At 67.7% G+C, this 16,270-nt stretch carries 12 protein-coding genes; 6 read left to right on the plus strand and 6 right to left on the minus strand.

Annotation, left to right across the window (positions count from 1 at the left end; genetic code table 11):
• Positions 1–114: 114 nt before the first annotated feature.
• The 4 genes from ACK59X_RS04840 to scpA are packed head-to-tail and all read right to left on the minus strand — an operon-like array spanning position 115 to position 5,384.
• Positions 115–1,647, minus strand: coding sequence for an acyl-CoA carboxylase subunit beta (locus ACK59X_RS04840; protein WP_409955643.1), 1,533 nt, complete (start codon positions 1,645–1,647; stop codon positions 115–117).
• Positions 1,648–1,681: 34 nt separating this feature from the next.
• Entirely contained in the window at positions 1,682–2,728 is a 1,047-nt protein-coding gene (gene meaB, locus ACK59X_RS04845; RefSeq protein ID WP_409955645.1) for a methylmalonyl Co-A mutase-associated GTPase MeaB, read from the minus strand.
• Positions 2,725–3,216, minus strand: coding sequence for a GNAT family N-acetyltransferase (locus ACK59X_RS04850; RefSeq protein ID WP_409955646.1), 492 nt, complete (start codon positions 3,214–3,216; stop codon positions 2,725–2,727). The genes meaB and ACK59X_RS04850 overlap by 4 nt, the downstream gene beginning before the upstream one ends.
• Complete coding sequence (gene scpA / locus ACK59X_RS04855) at positions 3,213–5,384, minus strand: methylmalonyl-CoA mutase (RefSeq protein ID WP_409955648.1); 2,172 nt, start codon at positions 5,382–5,384, stop codon at positions 3,213–3,215. The genes ACK59X_RS04850 and scpA overlap by 4 nt, the downstream gene beginning before the upstream one ends.
• A 119-nt stretch (positions 5,385–5,503) precedes the next feature.
• Between scpA and ACK59X_RS04860 the strand changes: the two genes are divergently transcribed.
• Positions 5,504–6,139 carry a GntR family transcriptional regulator gene (locus ACK59X_RS04860; protein ID WP_409955650.1) on the plus strand — a complete coding sequence of 212 codons (636 nt, stop codon included), beginning with the start codon at positions 5,504–5,506 and terminating at the stop codon, positions 6,137–6,139.
• Here ACK59X_RS04860 and ACK59X_RS04865 read toward each other — a convergent pair.
• The gene (locus tag ACK59X_RS04865; protein ID WP_409955651.1) at positions 6,136–7,293 is read right to left on the minus strand and encodes a diguanylate cyclase; all 1,158 of its coding nucleotides are present in this window, start codon (positions 7,291–7,293) and stop codon (positions 6,136–6,138) included. The genes ACK59X_RS04860 and ACK59X_RS04865 overlap by 4 nt on opposite strands.
• 202 nt (positions 7,294–7,495) lie before the next feature.
• Here ACK59X_RS04865 and ACK59X_RS04870 point away from each other — a divergent pair, with 202 nt between their 5' ends.
• From ACK59X_RS04870 to dusA, 3 genes are all read left to right on the plus strand, one after another.
• Complete coding sequence (locus ACK59X_RS04870; protein ID WP_409955653.1) at positions 7,496–9,349, plus strand: AMP-dependent synthetase/ligase; 1,854 nt, start codon at positions 7,496–7,498, stop codon at positions 9,347–9,349.
• Positions 9,350–9,385: 36 nt separating this feature from the next.
• Positions 9,386–9,790, plus strand: a complete 405-nt coding sequence (locus ACK59X_RS04875) for a hypothetical protein (protein ID WP_409955655.1) — start codon at positions 9,386–9,388, stop codon at positions 9,788–9,790.
• A gap of 313 nt (positions 9,791–10,103) precedes the next feature.
• Positions 10,104–11,069, plus strand: coding sequence for a tRNA dihydrouridine(20/20a) synthase DusA (gene dusA / locus ACK59X_RS04880; RefSeq protein WP_409955663.1), 966 nt, complete (start codon positions 10,104–10,106; stop codon positions 11,067–11,069).
• Here the strand turns inward: dusA and ACK59X_RS04885 are convergent.
• A complete protein-coding gene (locus ACK59X_RS04885) occupies positions 11,041–13,836 on the minus strand; it encodes an EAL domain-containing protein (protein WP_409955657.1) in 2,796 nt (931 codons plus the stop codon). The genes dusA and ACK59X_RS04885 overlap by 29 nt on opposite strands.
• A 241-nt stretch (positions 13,837–14,077) precedes the next feature.
• Between ACK59X_RS04885 and ACK59X_RS04890 the strand changes: the two genes are divergently transcribed.
• A complete protein-coding gene (locus ACK59X_RS04890; protein WP_409955659.1) occupies positions 14,078–15,139 on the plus strand; it encodes a GTP pyrophosphokinase family protein in 1,062 nt (353 codons plus the stop codon).
• A gap of 218 nt (positions 15,140–15,357) precedes the next feature.
• Positions 15,358–16,270, plus strand: a 913-nt coding sequence (gene phaZ / locus ACK59X_RS04895) for a polyhydroxyalkanoate depolymerase (protein WP_409955661.1), incomplete at its 3' end; no start/stop codon positions are given.

Here is a 16,270-nt window from a genome sequence, read left to right on the forward strand (position 1 = left end):
GTTAGGTGCTGGCACAGCCCAGCGAAGCGGTTGAGGCTAGGCGCCGGGCCGCATGCAGTAGCAGCGCTACGACCAGGCTCGGCAACGACGCCTCAAGGGCTGTGGCAGTGCCGCTCACAGAGGGATGTTGCCGTGCTTGCGCCAGGGGTTCTCGAGCTTCTTGTCGCGCAGCATGACCAGGCTGCGGCAGATGCGCTTGCGCGTCTCGTGCGGCAGGATCACGTCGTCGATGAAGCCGCGGGCGCTGGCAACGAAGGGGTTGGCAAAGCGCTCCTTGTATTCGGCCTCTCGGGCGGCGAGTTTCACCGGGTCGTTCTTGTCCTCGCGGAAGATGATCTCCACCGCACCCTTGGCGCCCATCACGGCGATCTCGGCGTTGGGCCAGGCCAGGTTCACGTCGCCGCGCAGGTGTTTGGAGCTCATCACGTCGTAGGCGCCGCCATAGGCCTTGCGCGTGATGACGGTGATCTTGGGCACGGTGCACTCGGCGTACGCGTACAGCAGCTTGGCACCGTGCTTGATGATGCCGCCGTACTCCTGGCTGGTGCCGGGCATGAAGCCGGGCACGTCGACGAAGGTGACCACGGGGATGTTGAAGGCATCGCAGAAGCGCACGAAGCGCGCCGCCTTGATGGAGCTCTTGATATCGAGGCAGCCAGCCAGCACCAGCGGCTGGTTGGCCACGATGCCCACGGTGCCGCCGTCCATGCGCGCGAAACCGGTGACGATGTTCTTGGCGTACTCGGGCTGCAGCTCGAAGAAGTCGCCGTCGTCCACCACCTTGGTGATCAGCTCCTTCATGTCGTAGGGCTTGTTCGGGTTCTCGGGCACCAGGGTATCGAGGCTGCGGTCCATGCGGTCGGCCGGGTCCTTGCTCGGGCGCACGGGGGCCTTTTCGCGGTTGTTCAGCGGCAGGTAGTTGTACAGGCGGCGCAGCATCATCAGCGCCTCCACGTCGTTCTCGAAGGCCATGTCGGCCACGCCGCTGCGCGTGGTGTGGGTGCCGGCGCCGCCCAGCTCCTCGGCCGTGACCTCCTCATGCGTCACGGTCTTGACCACCTCGGGGCCGGTCACGAACATGTAGCTTGAGTCCTTGACCATGAAGATGAAGTCCGTCATGGCCGGCGAGTACACGGCGCCGCCGGCGCAGGGGCCCATGATCATGCTGATCTGCGGGATCACGCCGCTGGCCAGCACGTTCTTCTGGAACACGTCGGCATAGCCGCCCAGCGAGGCCACGCCCTCCTGGATGCGCGCGCCGCCCGAGTCGTTGATGCCGATGACCGGGGCGCCGACCTTCATGGCCTGGTCCATCACCTTGCAGATCTTCTCGGCATGGGTTTCGCTCAGGGCGCCGCCGAAGACGGTGAAGTCCTGGCTGAAGACGAAGACCAGGCGGCCGTTGATCATGCCGTAGCCGGTGACCACGCCGTCACCGGGGATCTTGTTGGCCTCCATGCCGAAGTCGGTGCAGCGGTGCTCGACGAACATGTCCCACTCTTCGAAGGTGTTGTCGTCCAGCAGCAGCTCGATGCGCTCGCGCGCGGTGAGCTTGCCCTTGGCGTGCTGCGCATCGATGCGCTTTTGCCCGCCGCCCAGGCGCGCCAGGGCGCGCTTCTTCTCCAGTTGCTCCAGGATGTCTTGCATGGTGTCGCTCTTTCGGTGAAATGGGTGTGTTTGTCTAGGGTGTCGGTGTGTGGGACGCGGCCAGCAGGCTGCGCGCGGCGGTAGAGGCCGCCACGCGCCCGGCGGCCACGTCGGCCTGCAGGCCGGGCAGCAGGCCGCGCACCTGCGGATGTTGGCGAAACGCCTGCTTGAGCCCGGCGTCGATGCGCTCCCACATCCAGGCCAGCGACTGCTTTTCGCGGCGCAGGGCCAGGCGGCCGTTGTCGGTCTGCTGGGTGCGGAACTGGGTGACGGCGTCCCAGAAGCCGTCCACGCCTTCGCCCAACAGCGCGCTGATCTGCACCACCCGCGGCTGCCACAGCGCTCCGTGCGTGGCATGGTCGGGGTTGCCGTGCATGCCCAGCAGGCGCAGGCTCGAGGTGATCTGCGCCTGGGCGCGGGTGGCGGCGTTCTTGTCGATGTCGGCCTTGTTGATGGCCACCAGGTTGGCGATCTCCATCACGCCCTTCTTGATGGCCTGCAGATCGTCGCCCGCGTTGGGCAACTGCAGCAGCACGAACATGTCGGTCATGCCGGCCACGGCGATCTCGCTCTGGCCCACGCCCACGGTCTCCACGATCACCACGTCGTAGCCGGCGGCCTCGCAGACCAGCATGGCCTCGCGCGTCTTCTCGGCCACGCCGCCCAGGGTGCCGCCCGAGGGGCTGGGGCGGATATACGCCTCCTCGCGCATGGAAAGCTGCTCCATGCGCGTCTTGTCGCCCAGGATGGAACCGCCCGAGACCGTGCTCGACGGATCGACGGTAAGCACCGCCACGCGGTGCCCCTTGCCAATGAGGAACAGGCCCAGCGCCTCGATGAAGGTGGACTTGCCCACGCCCGGCACGCCGCTGATGCCCAGGCGGAAGGCCCGGCCCGTGTGCGGCAGCAGGGCCGTGAGCAGGGCATCGCCCTGGGCGCGGTGGTCGGCCCGGGTGGATTCGAGCAGGGTGATGGCCTTGGCCATGGCACGGCGCTGCACGGGCTGGCTGCCGTGCAGGATGCCGTCGAACCAGGTGTTGGCGGGCGCCTGCAGGTCGGGCAGAGGCAGGGGGGCGTTCATGCGGCAGCGCCCTCCCTGGCCCGCCACTCGTAGTGCACGTCCACGTCCTCCGCGCCGGTCTTCACGAAGCCGTGGCGCTGGTAGAAGCGGTTGGCATCGCTGTGCTGCAATGCGGTCACGCGCAGCACCGCGCCTTCGCGGCGCGCCCGGTCCTGCACGCTGGCCAGCACCGCGGCGCCGGTGCCGCTGCCCTGCCAGTCGGGGTGCAGGTACAGGTGCTGCAGGCGCAGCACGCCCGCGCCCTCGGGCTGCACCGTGACGAAGCCCATCCGCCGGCCGTCGGGCGACACCAGGTGCTGCATGTACCGGGGCGCAAAGGCCGCGCGCAGGCGTTCGCGCGAGCGCTCGGGTGTGTAGCGGCCCACGCGCTCCAGGCTCTCACGCATGGCGGCGGTGCGCAATTCCAGCATGGATTCGAAGTCCTCTTCGGCCACGGGCTGCAGGGTGAACAGGGGCGCAGTCAACGCAGCACCTGCCAGGCCGTTCATACCGCGATGGCCTTGCGGATCTGTTCGAGCACGTCCTTGGCGCTGGCCGGGATGGGCGTACCCGGGCCATAGACCCCCTTGACGCCGGCCTCGTACAGGAACTCGTAGTCCTGCGCCGGGATCACCCCGCCCACGAAGACGATGATGTCGTCCGCCCCCTGGTCCTTGAGCGACTGGATGATGGCCGGCACCAGGGTCTTGTGGCCGGCGGCCAGCGTGCTCACGCCCACGGCGTGCACGTCGTTCTCGATGGCCTGGCGCGCGCATTCCTCGGGGGTCTGGAACAGCGGGCCCATGTCCACGTCGAAGCCCAGGTCGGCAAAAGCTGTGGCCACTACCTTGGCGCCGCGGTCATGCCCGTCCTGGCCGAGCTTGGCGATCATCACGCGCGGGCGGCGGCCCTCGGCCTCGGCAAAGTCGCTGATTTCGGTCTTGAGCTTGTCCCAGCCTTCGGCCGAGTCGTAGGCGGCAGCGTACACACCCGTCACCTTCTGCGTGTCGGCGCGGTGGCGCCCGTAGATTTTTTCGAGCGCGTCGGAGACCTCGCCCACCGTGGCGCGCAGGCGCACGGCCTTGATGGCCAGGTCCAGCAGGTTGCCCTCGCCGGATTCGGCGGCGTGGGTGAGCGCGTCGAGTGCCTCTTGCACCTTGGCCGCATCGCGCGTGGCGCGGATGTTCTTCAGGCGTGCGATCTGGCCGTCGCGCACCTTGACGTTGTCGATCTGCAGGATGTCGACCGGGTCTTCCTTGGCCAGCTTGTACTTGTTGACGCCCACGATCACGTCCTTGCCGCTGTCGATGCGTGCCTGCTTCTCGGCGGCGGCGGCCTCGATCTTGAGCTTGGCCCAGCCGCTGTCCACGGCCTGGGTCATGCCGCCCATGGCCTCGACCTCCTCGATGATGGCCCAGGCGGCGTCCACCATGTCCTGGGTGAGCTTTTCCATCATGTAGCTGCCGGCCCAGGGGTCGACCACGTTGGTGATGTGCGTCTCTTCCTGGATGATGAGCTGCGTGTTGCGCGCAATGCGGGCCGAGAACTCGGTGGGCAGTGCAATGGCTTCGTCCAGCGCGTTGGTGTGCAGGCTCTGCGTGCCGCCGAACACGGCCGCCATGGCCTCGATGGTGGTGCGCACGATGTTGTTGTAGGGGTCCTGCTCGGTCAGGCTCCAGCCGCTGGTCTGGCAGTGGGTGCGCAGCATCAGGCTCTTGGGGTTCTTGGCGCCGGTCTCCTTCATGATGCGGCACCACAGCAGCCGCGCGGCGCGCATCTTGGCCACTTCGAGGTAGAAGTTCATGCCGATGGCCCAGAAGAAGGACAGGCGGCCGGCGAAATCGTCCACGTCCAGGCCCGAGGCCATGGCCGTCTTCACGTACTCCTTGCCATCGGCCAGGGTGAAGGCCAGCTCCAGCGCCTGGTTGGCGCCCGCCTCCTGCATGTGGTAGCCGGAGATGGAGATGGAGTTGAACTTCGGCATGTTGCGTGCCGTGTAGCCGATGATGTCGCCGATGATGCGCATGCTCGGCTTGGGCGGGTAGATGTAGGTGTTGCGCACCATGAACTCTTTCAGAATGTCGTTCTGAATGGTTCCGCTCAGCTGCGCCTGCGACACGCCCTGCTCTTCCGCCGCCACCACGTAGCCGGCCAGCACGGGTAGCACGGCGCCGTTCATGGTCATGGAGACCGAGACCTTGTCCAGCGGGATCTGGTCGAACAGGATCTTCATGTCCTCCACCGAGTCGATGGCCACGCCGGCCTTGCCCACGTCGCCGGTCACGCGCGGGTGGTCGCTGTCGTAGCCGCGGTGGGTGGCCAGGTCGAACGCCACGCTCACGCCCTGCCCGCCGGCGGCAAGCGCCTTGCGGTAGAAGGCGTTGGATTCCTCGGCCGTGGAAAAGCCCGCGTACTGACGGATGGTCCAGGGCCGCACGGCGTACATTGTGGCCTGGGGACCGCGCAGGTAGGGCTCGAAACCCGGCAAGGTGTTGGCGTACGGCAGGTCGGCCGTATCGGCCGCCGTGTACAGCGGCTTGACGGTGATGCCGTCGGGCGTCACCCAGTTCAGCGCATTGACGTCGCCACCCGGTGCCGACTTGGCGGCGGCTTTGGCCCAGGCCTCGAGCGAGGCGGCAGCGAATTCAGGGGGGCTGTGGGGGGGCGTGGCACTCATGGCGAAGCGGTCTCCGAAGATGGCTGGGGTAGCGTGAATGGCTGTTCCCGGTGTGGCACCGAGTTTACATCATTCATAATTATTGATTCAAAATATTCTTCGCAGCATACAATCCGCCCATGTCCGCACTGACCCTGACGCCCCGCGCCCTCTACGAAGAAGTGGCTGAGCAATTGCGCCAGCGCATCTTCCGGCGCGAGCTGGAGCCCGGCAGCTGGATCGACGAGCTCAAGATCGCCGAGGAATTCGGCATCAGCCGCACGCCCCTGCGCGAGGCGCTCAAGGTGCTGGCCGCCGAGGGCCTGGTCACGATGAAGGTGCGCCGTGGCGCCTATGTGACCGAGATGTCGGACAAGGACCTGCGCGACGTCTACCACCTGCTCAGTCTGCTGGAGAGCGACGCTGCGGCCGGGGTGGCCACCAGCGCCCCCCCGGCGCAGCTGCAGGAACTGCAGGGCCTGCACGCTGAACTGGAGGCCGCCGCCGGTGAGCGCGAGCGCTTTTTTGCCGTGAACGAGCGCTTTCACATGCGCCTGCTGGAGCTGGCCGACAACCGCTGGCGCAGCCAGATGGTGGCCGATCTGCGTAAGGTCATGAAGCTCAACCGCCACAATTCGCTGCTCAAGCAGGGCCGCATCGAGGATTCGCTGGCCGAGCACCGCGCCGTGATGGCCGCGCTGGCCCGGCGCGATGGTGCCGGCACCGCCCAGGCCATGCAGGCGCACTTCGCCCAGGGGCTGGAGGCTGCCGCCTAGGCCAGTTCGACCCGGTTGCGCCCGCTGCGCTTGGCGGTGTACAGCGCATCGTCGGCGCGGCGCAGGATCTGGTCCAGCGTGGTGTCGCCGTCCGCCTGCAGGGCGATGCCGGCCGAGATGGTGATGGTCAGCGAGGCCCCGTCCGCCGTGAACGGCGCACCCGCCACCGCCAGGCGCAGCCGCTCACCGGCGGCCTGGGCATCGCCGTGCTGCCCCAGGTCCAGCAGCACCACGAATTCCTCTCCTCCATGGCGCGCCACGAAGTCCAGCCCGCGCGCCGAGGCACGCAGCTGCCGGGCCACGTGCTGCAGGGCCTTGTCGCCCACCTCGTGCCCATGGCCATCGTTGATGGCCTTGAAGTGGTCCACATCCACCAGCGCCAATGCCAGGTGCGCACCGCCCTGGCGTGCCAGGGCAAAGCGGCTCTCTCCTTCGGCGAACAGGGTGCGGCGGTTGGCCAGGCCGGTCAGGTAGTCGGTGGCGGCGGCCAGCTCCCACTGGCGGCCGATGCGCTGCGAGCACATGAACAGAAAGGCCGTGGTGCCCACCACCGGCAGCAGGGCCGTGACGAGCGGGCTGGCGGTGTTGATCCAGGCGCCCTCGCCGGTGATGTCGAACGACGGCCCCACGCGCCGCACCAGAAAGTAGCCCGCACGAAAGGCCACGAACAGGCCCACCAGGAAGAACAGGCCCGCCAGCGCTTTGCGGCTGCGCGCCCGCTCCCCCGTGCCGCCGCGCACGAGCTGCAGGGTGCCGGCCATCAGGACGAAAGCCACCACGCCGGACAGCAGCAAGATGCGGCTGGGCGTATCGGGCCGCACGCCCGCGAACCAGACCACGCCGCCAATTCCGGCCAGCGCGGGCAGCCACATCCACCAGCGGTCGGGTGCCCCATCGAACTGGCGCAGCGCGCGCCAGTAGCCGGTGCAGCCCAGCATCACCATGCCGTTGGCCATGGGCGAGACCAGGCCCAGCGGCAGCTGGTACTGCACGGCATAGAGCACGGCACTGCCGGCCAGCAGCAGGGTGGCGATGCGCCAGGTCTCGGCACAGGGCCGCAGCGACACCGGCAGGTCCCGGTGCATCAGGCCCAGCACCCCGCCATTGGCCAGCATCATCAGCGTCGCGACGATAAAGATGGTGATGGGGTCCATGGACTGGTGGAGGGCTGGCAGGAAAAGCGGCGTTGGAGGATGCGGCGATTGTGGCCGAGCTGCGCAATGCCCCCAGTTGCGCGAAACAAAGAAGCACAGCTTGTGCCCTCAGGATAGGTATGATCGCGCGGGTTTTCCCCAGGTTGGTACCCGATGGTACCGCTCTGGCTCCGTGCATGCCGTCCAGGCCCCGAACGACCCGATGACTTCCACCTTTTCCGACATCGGCAGCGTCCAGACGCTGCCGCAGCTTCTCACCTGGCGCGCCACCCAGACGCCCGACGCGCCCGCCATCCGCGCCGGCGACGCGCAGACCCAGGCCTGGAGGGCCGGGACCTGGGCCGAGACCGCCGCCCATGTGGCCCGCTGGTCGCGTGCCCTGGTGGCCCTGCAACTGCCGGCCGGCGCCCGCGTGGCCATTCTGCTGCCCAATGGCCTCCATGCCATGTGCGCCGACCAGTCCACCCTGGCCAGCAACTGCGTGCCGGTGCCGCTGCACGCCATCGACAACCCGGGCAGCATCGCCTACATCCTCTCGGACTGCGAGGCCTCGGTGCTCATCGTGGCCAGCGCCCCGCAGTGGGAGAAGATCCAGGCCGCAGGCACGGAATTCCCCGCGCTGCGGGCCGTGATCGTGACCGAGCCGGAACCATCGTTCACCGCCACCCCGCCCTCCGCACATGCCCCTGCCGTGGGCTCGCTCGCCCAGTGGCTCGAAGGCGCGGCCCAGGCTGTGGAACTGGCGCCGCCGGCGCAACCGGGCCCCGAGGACCTGGCCGCCGTCGTCTACACCTCGGGCACCACGGGCAAGCCCAAGGGCGTGATGCTCACGCACCGCAATGTGGTGAGCGACGTGAAGGCCGTGCTGGAACGCATTGCGCCCACGGTGGACGACGTGTTCCTGTCCTTCCTGCCGCTGTCGCACACCTTCGAGCGCACGGGCGGCTACTACCTGCCGATTGCGGCCGGCAGCTCGGTGGCCTATGCGCGATCGGTGGCGCAACTGGCCGAGGATCTGCAGACCATCCGCCCCACGGTGCTGGTTTCGGTACCGCGCATCTACGAGCGCATCCACGCCAAGCTGCTCGAAAAGCTCTCGCCTTCGCCCTGGAAGATGCAGCTTTACGAAGCGGCGCAATCCAAGGGCTGGCAGCGCTTTTGCGCAGCGCAGGGCCTGCCCGTGCCCGAGGCAGACCCTGCCGGCGGCTGGATGAACGCCCTGCCCTGGGGCCTGCTGCAGGCCCTGGTGGCCAAGCCGCTGCTGGCCCAGTTCGGCGGCCGGGTGCGTGTGGCCGTGAGCGGCGGCGCCCCGCTCTCGCCCACCATTGCCAAGTGCTTCCTCGGGCTGGGCCTGCCGCTGGTGCAGGGCTACGGCATGACCGAGACCGCGCCCGTGGTGTCGGTCAACTCGCTCACGGACAACGACCCGGCCTGTGTGGGCCGGGCCCTGCCCGGCCTGGAGGTGCGCATCGGAGAGAACCGCGAGCTGCAGGTGCGCGGCCCCATCGTCATGAAAGGCTACTGGAAGCGCCCCGAAGACACGGCGCGCATCCTGTCTGCCGATGGCTGGCTGGGCACGGGCGACCAGGCCGACATTGTGGATGGGCGCATCTTCATCCGGGGCCGCATCAAGGAGATCATCGTCACCTCCACCGGCGAGAAGGTGCCGCCGGGCGACCTGGAGCTGGCCCTGCTGGCCGATCCGTTGCTGGAGCAGGCCTTCGTGCTGGGTGAGAACCGCCCCTTCATCGCCGCCGTGGCGGTGCTGCGCCGCGACGAGTGGGAGCGCCTGGCCGGTGACCTGGGCCTGGCCGCACAGGACCCCGACAGCCTGAACCACCCGGCCGTGCACCGCGCCGTGCTGGCACGCATCGAAAAGAGCACCGCCAGCTTCGCGCGCTACGCCGTGCCGCGCGCCGTGCACCTGGTGCTGGACCCATGGACCATCGAGAACGGCTTCATGACGCCCACGCTCAAGCTCAAGCGCGCGCCGCTCATGGCGCACTTCGCGCAGGCCATCGAGGGCCTGTACCAGCAAAAGCAGGGGGCGCGCTGACCCCAGGGACCGGCTGGGCTTGTGCAGACTCAGTCCATGCGGTCCCTGCGCCTGCCATGCACCTCGGCAACCCAGGGTTGCGCAGCGGGCGCTGCCCTGGCGCAGGACGCCGGGCGCCCTGCCCGGCTGCAGGCTGCGGTGGATATGGCACTGGCCTCCAAAGGGTTCCATATCTGGACCAGCGCCGAGGGGGACCTCAACGGCGATGGGATCGCGGACCTGGCGGCGGTGGTGGCCGACCTGAGCGGGGCCGGTCCGCGCGAGGAACGGCTGCCCGTGCTCGCCGGCACGCCGGGCGGCGGCTATGCGCCGCTGTCCGTCTCAGGGCAGTTCTGCCGCGTGAACAAGCTCTATCAGCTCGACCTCACCGCGACCTCCCTCCGGGTCCAGGGGGTCTGGCGTGCAGCTTCCTCGGCCATGGACTTCAGCGTCTGCGGGTAGCCCGGTCAGTCTTCCACCGGGGCTTCATCCCTGGGTACTTCTGGGGTATGAACCACCATCCGAGGGAACCCATGGGAGTGGCGTCGTCAGTGGCGGCTTGGCGCTGTTGGAAAAATGGGCCCCGATGCCGAAGACCTTGCTGCCTCGTCACATCCCGAAGCCCCTGCACCAAGATGCGGCCCCAAGACCTGAGAAAATGCAGGTCGTCACCCCATTGGGCGCCCACAGCCCCCTGCAACACCGGTTTTTCGCCTTGGACCACAGCACCCTCGCCCCCACCGCCGCCCCGCCAGCCGAATTCAGCCCCTGGCGCATGTCCGTCGCCCCCATGATGGACTGGACGGACCGCCATTGCCGCTATTTCCACCGGCTGCTGACGCGCCAGACCCTGCTGTACACCGAAATGGTGAACGCCGGCGCCATCATCCACGGCGGCACCGAGCGGCACCTGCGCTTCAATGCCGAGGAGCACCCCGTGGCCCTGCAGCTCGGCGGCAACGAACCTGAGCTGCTGGCGCAGGCCGCGCGGCTGGGTGCGCAGTGGGGTTATGGCGAGATCAACCTGAACTGCGGCTGCCCGAGCGACCGGGTACAGCGCGGCGCCTTCGGTGCCAGCCTGATGAAGGCGCCGCAGTTGGTGGCCGATGGCGTGAAGGCCATGAAGGACGTGGTGGACGTGCCGGTGACGGTCAAGCACCGCATCGGCATCGACAAGGTCGAGGACTACGGTTTCGTGCGCGATTTCGTGGGCACGGTGGCCGATGCGGGGTGCACGGTGTTCATCGTGCATGCGCGCAATGCCTGGCTGCAGGGCCTGTCGCCCAAGGAGAACCGCGACATCCCGCCGCTGCGCTACGAAGTGGTCCACCGGCTCAAGGCCGAGTTCCCGCACCTGACCATCGCCATCAACGGCGGCATACAGGCCGACGAGGTGGTGCTGGAGCAGCTCGCGCACCTGGACGGCGTGATGATAGGCCGCGAGGCCTACCACAACCCCTGGTGGCTGGCCCGCTGGGACCAGCTCTACTACGGCGGGCAGCCCTGCGCGCTGACGCGCGAGGAAGTGGAGCTGGCCATGGTGGAGTACATGGAGCGCGAGGCGGCCCAGTACGGCACCCCCTGGGCCCACATCGCGCGCCATATGCTGGGCCTGCGCCACGGCCTGCGCGGCGCACGCCTGTGGCGCCAGGTCTGGAGCAACCACCTGCTCAAGGACCGGCCCGCACGCGAAGTCTACGCCCTGGCGCAGGCTACGATCCAGGAGCCCGAGCCCGCATGAAGCGCTCCAGCCACCCGTCCAGCGGCTCCGGGCGGTAGAACAGGTAGCCCTGCAGGCAATCGCACTGGCTGGCGGCCAGGAAGTCTGCCTGGGCCTGGGTTTCCACCCCTTCGGCCACCACGCGCAGGTTCAGGTGCCGCGCCACCGAGAGGATGGACTGCACAATGGCCGTGTCGCTGGGGTCGCCGGGCGTGTCCTGCACGAAACTCTTGTCGATCTTGAGCTCGTACAGCGGTAGCCTCTTGAGGTAGGCCAGGCTCGAATAGCCGGTGCCGAAGTCGTCAATGGAAAAGCGCACCCCGAGCCGCACCAGTTCGGTCATGCGGGCGATGGTGTCGTCCAGGTTCTCGATGAGCAGGCTTTCGGTGACCTCCAGGATCAGGCAGGACGGCGTAGCACCGGTCTGGGCCAGCACGTTGCGCACGCGCTCGACGAAGTCGTCCTGGCGGAACTGGCGCTGGCTGACGTTGACAGAGATCGACAGCGGCATGCCCTGCCGCTGCAGCTGCGCAATGGCGTCGCAGGCCTTCTCGATCATCCAGGCGCCCATGGGCAGGATCAGGCCCGAGGATTCGGCAATCGGGATGAAGCGCGACGGCGGCACGCTGCCGCGCACCGGATGGCTCCAGCGCATGAGCAGCTCGCCGCCAACCACCTCCCCCCGCGCATCCACCTGCGCCTGCACGAAGACGGCCAGCTGCCCCTCGGCCATGGCCTTCTTGAGGTCCTGCTCCAGCTCCAGGCGCTCCTGCACGTCGGCCTGCATGGCTGCCTCATAGAAGCGGATGCGGTTGCGGCCCAGGTCCTTGGCGCGGTACATGGCCGTGTCCGCCTCGCGCAGCAGGTCCTCCACCGCCTCCGCGCGCTTGGGGAACAGCGTGATCCCCAGGCTGCCGGTGCTGCTGTAGAGGTGGGTGTCGATGGCGTAGGGCAGCTCCAGCGCCTCGCGCACACGCTCGGCCACGGCCAGCGCCTGCCGCCCTGCCGTGGCCATGTCGGCGGCAATGCCCTGCAGCAGCAACACGAACTCATCCCCGCCCAGGCGTGCCACGGTGTCGCCCGGGCGCAGCAGGCGGGTCAGGCGCTGCGCCACCTCCACCAGCAACTGGTCCCCGAGGGTGTGGCCGCGCGCATCGTTGATCTGCTTGAAGTTGTCCAGGTCCACGCACACCAGCGCCCCGACCTGGCCGCTGCGGCGCGCCGCAGCCAGGGCCAACCCGAGCCGGTCCATCAGCATGCGGCGGTTGGGCAGGCCCGTCAGGGCATCGAAGTAGGCCAGCTGGTGCGTGCGCGCCTCGGCCTGCTGGCGCTCGGTGATGTCGCGCGCCAGGGCCACGAAACGCGCTCCTTCGCCCGCATGGTGGCCCTCCTTGCGCGCGACGGACAGCTCGTACCAGCGGGTCTGGCCATCGCTCTCCAGGTGGTAGCGGTGGCCCGCCGAATACCCGTTGGCGAGCGCGGCCCGCACGGCGTGCAGGCAACCGGCAGCCTCCTCGGGCGGCACGATGTCCTGCAATCGCTGCCCCACGAATTGCGCGGGGGCCAGGGTGGACTGCGGCATGCGCGCGGAGCGGCAATGGTGGATGCGGCCTTCGCCGTCCAGTTCGAACAGAAGGTCGGGGATGGCACTCAGCGTGCTCTCCAGGTCGTCGCGCGCGCCGCGCAGCTGGGCCGTCATGCGGCGCGCCAGCGCCACCGCGCGCTCGCGGCCGGTGGCCAGTTCCCAGGCGATCCAGCCCAGCAGCAGGCCTAGAAAGGCGCCCATGACGGCCACCATGTGGTGGCCTTGGTCCTCGTGGCGCAGATCGAACGCCGGCAGCGGCGCCATCAGCAGCGTCCAGGCGCGCCCGCCCACCTCCAGGCGGCGGCTGACCTGCAGGGCACCGCGGGCAAGCGCCTGCTCCTGAAGCCCGGCATCGCCATGCAGCAGGGCTGCGGGCGCAGGGTCTTCGCCGTCGTAGATGGCCAGGGCGATGTCCGGATCGAACTCGCGCGACAGGCCCTGGACCACGTCGTCCACGCGAAACGGCGCCGCCACCCACCCCCGGATGGCGCGGCGGCGTCCCGACAGGGATTCGGCCTCCAGCAGCGTGGAATAGATCGGAAGGAACAAGCCCACCTCGCCCTGCGGCGGCACGCCTGGCGACAGGGGCCCGAGCAGGCCGGACAGAGCCAGCCGGCCCGAGTCGCGGGCCCGCTCCAGGGCCTCGCGCGCCACTGGCAGCGTAAGGGTGTCCAGGCCCAAGGCCTCCAGGTTGCGGCCCTCCAGCGGCTCGATGTGGGTGATGGGGGCGTACTGCGCCCGCCCGCCCGGCGGGTGCACGCCGTAGCCGGAAAAGCCGCGGCCGCGCATGTCGGCCAGATGCGCTAGCAGGCCGCTGCCCTGAACGAACATGACCAGCGCGATGCCCTGCAGGCCCGGGCGCGTCTGCTGCATCTGCAGCGCATCGACGTAGGACTGGAATTCGCTGCGCTCGATGCGCTCGGACCCGTCCACATAGCCCTGCACCCCCCTGAGCATCACTTCGTAGGTGGACATGCGATCGCGCAGGTTGTAGGCGATCTGCTCGGCCGCCGCATGGAAGTTGGCCCGCTGCTTCTCTGCGGATTCGCTGTGCGCCCGGTACCAGTACAGTGCGGTGGCCCCGAGCACCATGCAGGCCATCAGCGGCGGCAACACCAGCACCAGCCAGCGCTGGCTGGCAGGGGCGTCCTGGAGCGTCTCGGATTGCGTGGATGCGGGGACCTGGTGTTGTTCTGGTGTCATCGCATGGGACAGGGCAGCAGCGGCCGCGCCCCAGCGGGACACAGGTGACGTGCCTGTGCATTATCAGGTTTCAGCCCAAGCTGCCAAGCGAGGTCACCCGGTGCATTGCACAGGCGTGCTCCCCGTGAACTTGTGCCGCAGGCGCGGCATCCGCCGACATCCCGGCGGCCAGAAACGGAGTATCGTCTGCATGGCAATTTTTTCGCATTCCCCGGTGTTCCCGGCCTTTGCAGACCCATCCATGGCATCGCTTGATTTTGAACGGGAAGAGTCCCGGTTCCGTGCGTTCTACGCAGCCCAGAGACCCGCGCTGGAGGAGGCATGCGCGGCCTTCACCGCCACCATCGCCGACGTGGTGGCCGCTGCCCGCAGTGTCGACGTGTCCAAGGTGGAGGGGCGCGTGAAGGATGTGGACGAGTGCGTCCGCAAATTCACACGCAAGTACCGGCCCGGCCTGGAGGAAAGCAACACGCCCTACGAGATCCAGCACTGGATCACCGATCTGGTGGGCGTGCGCGTGGTCTGCCTGTACGAGGATGAACTGGAGAAGGTGGCGCAGATCGTGCGCAGCCATTTTGCGGTGATCGACGTGACCGACAAGGCCTCGGCCGTGGAAAGCACCGAGGCCTCCTTCGGCTACAAAGGACTGCACCTGGACCTGCGCCCCGGCAGGCGCGACCTGCCGGCACTGGCGGCCCACGCCGAGCAGCCCTTCGAGCTGCAGGTACGCACCATCATCCAGGACTCCTGGAGCGTGCTGGACCACAAGATCAAGTACAAGAAATCCATCCCCGGGCAGCTCAAGCGGCGCATCAATGTGCTGTCGGCGCTGTTTGAGCTGGCCGACCGCGAATTCCGCCAGATCCGCGACGAAACCGCCGCAGAACTGCTGCAGGCCCCCGACGAGACGGTGGAAGCCGGCGCGGAGATGGAGGACACCTCTGCCAGTTCCAAGCCCTCTGCGCTGGGCAGCGAGCTCAACGCCTTCACCTTTCTGAAGATCGCCACCCATTTCTTCAAGGACTTCGAGTTCGACCCCGCCAAGGTGGACAGCTTCGTGGACGACGTGCAGGCCTGGTCGCCGGGCATCACCCGCGCACGCTTCAACACCCTGATGCGGGAAACGGTGGGCACCGTCAAGCGCTACAAGCAGTACTTCGAAGAGCAGAACCCAGAGGGCAGCTTCAACCCCTATACAGTGATACGGCACTGCCTGTACCTGTCCAACCGCACGGTGTTCCGCCCGGCGCTGCGCAATGTGGCGCGCGAATCCTTCGAGGCCTGGCTGGCGGACAACGTGTAACGGGCACGCCCCCCGGGCCCCTCACCGGCCCGGGCGCAAGCATGGTTTTGCTGCTAAAAACCATAGCAGCAAACGCTTTCGCCAAAATGCTTCTGCGGCCCTTTCTTTGCCGATGGACAGCGCTGTCACCAAGGCGACTGGGGCTAGGTGGTTTTCCCGCATGCAGAGGTAACCAAGTGCTGCTATATTGCACTGCAACATAACGGAGTTTCGACCCCATGCTCTACCAGATCTACGAAACCCAGCGCTCCCTGATGGAGCCGGTCACCGACTTCGCGCAGGCGGCAGCCAAGCTTTTCAGCAACCCACTGTCTCCCTTCAGCCAGTCGCCTTTCGCCCAGCGCATGTCCGCCGGCTACGATCTGCTGTACCGCTTGGGCAAGGACTATGAAAAGCCGTCCTTCGATATCCATACGGTGGACGTGGACGGTGTGGGCGTGGCGGTGCACGAGAACATCGAACTGGACAAACCGTTCTGCGAACTGCGCCGATTCAAGCGCTTTTCGGACGATACCGACACACTGATCAAGATCAAGGCCCAGCCCGTGGTGCTGGTGGTTGCCCCGCTGTCGGGCCACTACGCCACGCTGCTGCGCGACACGGTGCGCACCCTGCTCAAGGATCACAAGGTCTACAGCACCGACTGGAAAAACGCCCGCCTGGTGCCCCTGTCCGACGGTGAATTCCATCTGGACGATTACGTGAACTATGTGCAGGAGTTCATCCGCCACCTGCAGGCCACCTATGGCAACTGCCACGTGATCAGCGTCTGCCAGCCCACGGTGCCGGTGCTGGCCGCCGTCTCGCTGATGGCCAGCCGCGGCGAGAAGACGCCGTTGACCATGACCATGATGGGCGGCCCGATCGACGCGCGCAAGTCGCCCACGGCGGTGAACAATCTGGCCACGAACCGCAGCTACGAGTGGTTCGAGAACAATGTGATCTACCGCGTGCCCGACAACTTCCCTGGCGCGGGCCGCCGCGTCTACCCCGGCTTCCTGCAGTACACCGGCTTCGTGGCCATGAACCCGGACCGCCATGCGTCCAGCCACTACGACTACTTCAAGGACCTGATCAAGGGCGACGACGCCAGCGCCGAGGCCCACCGCAAGTTCTACGACGAGTACAACG

It is taken from the genome of Acidovorax sp. (genome assembly GCF_046339755.1).
Lineage (GTDB): Bacteria > Pseudomonadota > Gammaproteobacteria > Burkholderiales > Burkholderiaceae_C > Acidovorax.